Genomic DNA, 2,508 nt, shown 5'->3' with positions numbered 1-2,508 from the left:
TAAAAGAAATAACTTGCTATTAACAACAAAAAGTTTTGCAACTGTAATCCTCGTTTATTGACCAACCAATACAGAGTGAAAACTATGGGTAAAAACAGTAAAAAAGATAGGGAGTTAAATAGCATTGGTAGATTTTAAATAATAATGTTTTTTTAAACTATCAATTAATCTTTTTGTAAATAATTCAGCGCCCGTTTTATTTAAATGAGTTGCATTATAAAAATACTTTTTGTCATGCGACAATGAATCATTTGAATAATTATAAAATGGAATATTATATTTTTTACTATATTTTTCATAAAGTGATATTATTTCACCTCTATTTTTTACAAATTTTTGACCTTCAATATATTCGGGTGAATAAACAAACAATAGCTTTATATCTTTGGATTTACATTCGTTTAAAAATTGTTCAAATAAAATTACTGAACCTATATCTAAAGGTTTTTCATAATTTTTCATTGCTTTTTTTGCTTTATCAAAGTCCGAATTCCATTGTCTGTCTTTTGCTTGATACCCTCTTATTCTTTCAATTTTCTTGTCGGACTTATTTATTGAAAATGATGCATTGATTGCCTTCGATCTTCCTAAATACCTAAGAAGTGGAATTTCATAATCGAGTGAATTAAAAGAATTATAACTTATAGTTGACTCTTTAATTGATTCATCCCAAAGCATATAGGGTAAAAACTGATCTGAATTATACAAATTATCAATTTTTTGTAACGTAAAAACATCTAAAGAAAGTATAATCATTTTAGGTTTAACATTGTATTTTAATAATAAAGTATGCCTCAAATATTGCAACCAAAAATTATGACCATCTATACCCAAATTGTATACTGAAACATTCAAACTATTACTTATCATTAAAGGGCTTATATGTACCCACGCTCTAGAACTTCCATATATTACTATATCTGAATTTACTTTTCCTTCTAGTATTGCATTCCAAGTAGAATACTCTTTTTTAGCAAACGAATTTGATTTTTTTAAATTTTCTGATATATAATTATCAGCATAATATGATATCAAAAAAATTGGCATTAAAAAAAGGCTAATTTGTACTATAAATTTTTTCATCTTTAAAATTGAAAATAAATAAATTGTTGTTCACTACCTCCAAAATAAAAAAGTGCTAAAAGTATAGCATAGTATATAACCCATCTTAAAAATTTTGGGAAACACATTTCTAAATTTGCCAATGCAAATTGTTTTTCCCTTCCAAACCACTCAATCATAAAGAAAACAAAAATTAATATCAATAAATCTGTAGGTCTTATAGTTGGTATTGAAAACAATGATTTTGAAAATATTCCAGAAATAAATTGAACAGCATCTTCTACACTTTCAGCTCTAAAAAATATCCAAGCAAAAGTGGTCAGGCTAAAAGTAAAAAGAATCGCCAAAAACTCTTTGAATGTAGGCCAGGATTTTCCCTTAGCAACAGTTTCTATGTTATTCCTATTGTTTTTAGTAATCAAAAGAGGAATAAAAAATAGAGCGTGAAGCGCACCCCAAACTATAAATGTCCAATTGGCTCCATGCCAAAAACCACTAATTAAGAAAATAATAAAAGTATTTCTTATTTTCATTAATATTCCTACTCGACTACCTCCTAGCGGAATGTATAAATAATCCCGGAACCAAGACGACAAAGAAATATGCCAACGCCGCCAAAATTCAGCAATGTCTCTTGAGAAATATGGAAATGCAAAATTTCTTAATAAATCTATTCCAAATAGTCTTGCAGTTCCTAGTGCTATATCTGAATATCCTGAAAAATCTCCATAAATCTGTATAGCAAAAAATACAGCCCCTAATACAAGTGTGCTACCAGAATAGTCGGCTGAATTATCAAAAATTGTATTAGCAAATTTTGCGCAGTTGTCGGCAATGACCACTTTTTTGAACAATCCCCAAATAATTTGCCGTAAACCATCGATTGCCTTAGTGTAATCAAAAACCCGTTTCTTTTTTATTTGTGGTAATAAATGTGTGGCACGTTCTATAGGTCCAGCCACTAACAACGGGAAAAAGCTAACAAAAAGCGAGTAGGTAATAATGTTTCTTTCGGCTTTGATCCTATCCTTATAAATATCAATCACATACGACAAACCATGAAAAGTATAAAAGGAAATCCCAACGGGTAAAATCACTTTCAGTGTCCAAAAATTAGCTTGTATTCCTATTCCTGACAAAGCTGTGGCAAAAGAATCGGCAAAGAAATTATAATATTTAAAAACGCCTAGAAAACCTAAATTTATAATAATACTCAACCAAAACCAGATTTTTTTATTGATTTGGGTCTTGGCTTCCTCCATTTTTATTCCCGTGAAATAATCTAAGGCGGTAGAAAAAAGTAAGAGAAACAAAAACCGCCAATCCCAACAGGCATAAAAGAAATAACTTGCTATTAACAACAAAAAGTTTTGCAACTGTAATCCTCGTTTATTGACCAACCAATACAGAGTGAAAACTATGGGTAAAAACAGTAAAAAAGATAGG

Annotated in this window: 2 protein-coding genes; both read right to left on the bottom strand. The window is 29.4% G+C overall.

What is annotated here, in order from left to right; all coding sequences use genetic code 11:
* Positions 1-114 precede the first annotated feature (114 nt).
* Positions 115-1,083 (bottom strand): hypothetical protein, encoded by a 969-nt coding sequence (locus ACKVOD_RS08340; protein ID WP_409209012.1) that lies wholly within the window; start codon positions 1,081-1,083, stop codon positions 115-117.
* Positions 1,084-1,085: 2 nt separating this feature from the next.
* Positions 1,086-2,508, bottom strand: a 1,423-nt coding sequence (locus tag ACKVOD_RS08335) for an MBOAT family O-acyltransferase (protein ID WP_409209011.1), incomplete at its 5' end; no start/stop codon positions are given.

Source organism: Flavobacterium sp., from assembly GCF_046155325.1.
Lineage (GTDB): Bacteria > Bacteroidota > Bacteroidia > Flavobacteriales > Flavobacteriaceae > Flavobacterium.
This window is presented reverse-complemented; position numbering and strand designations above follow the sequence as displayed.

Coding starts and splice junctions, on each gene's coding strand:
- ACKVOD_RS08340 (WP_409209012.1), bottom strand. CDS start 1,083: ATGAAAAAATTTATAGTACAAATTAGCCTTTTTTTAATGCCAATTTTT.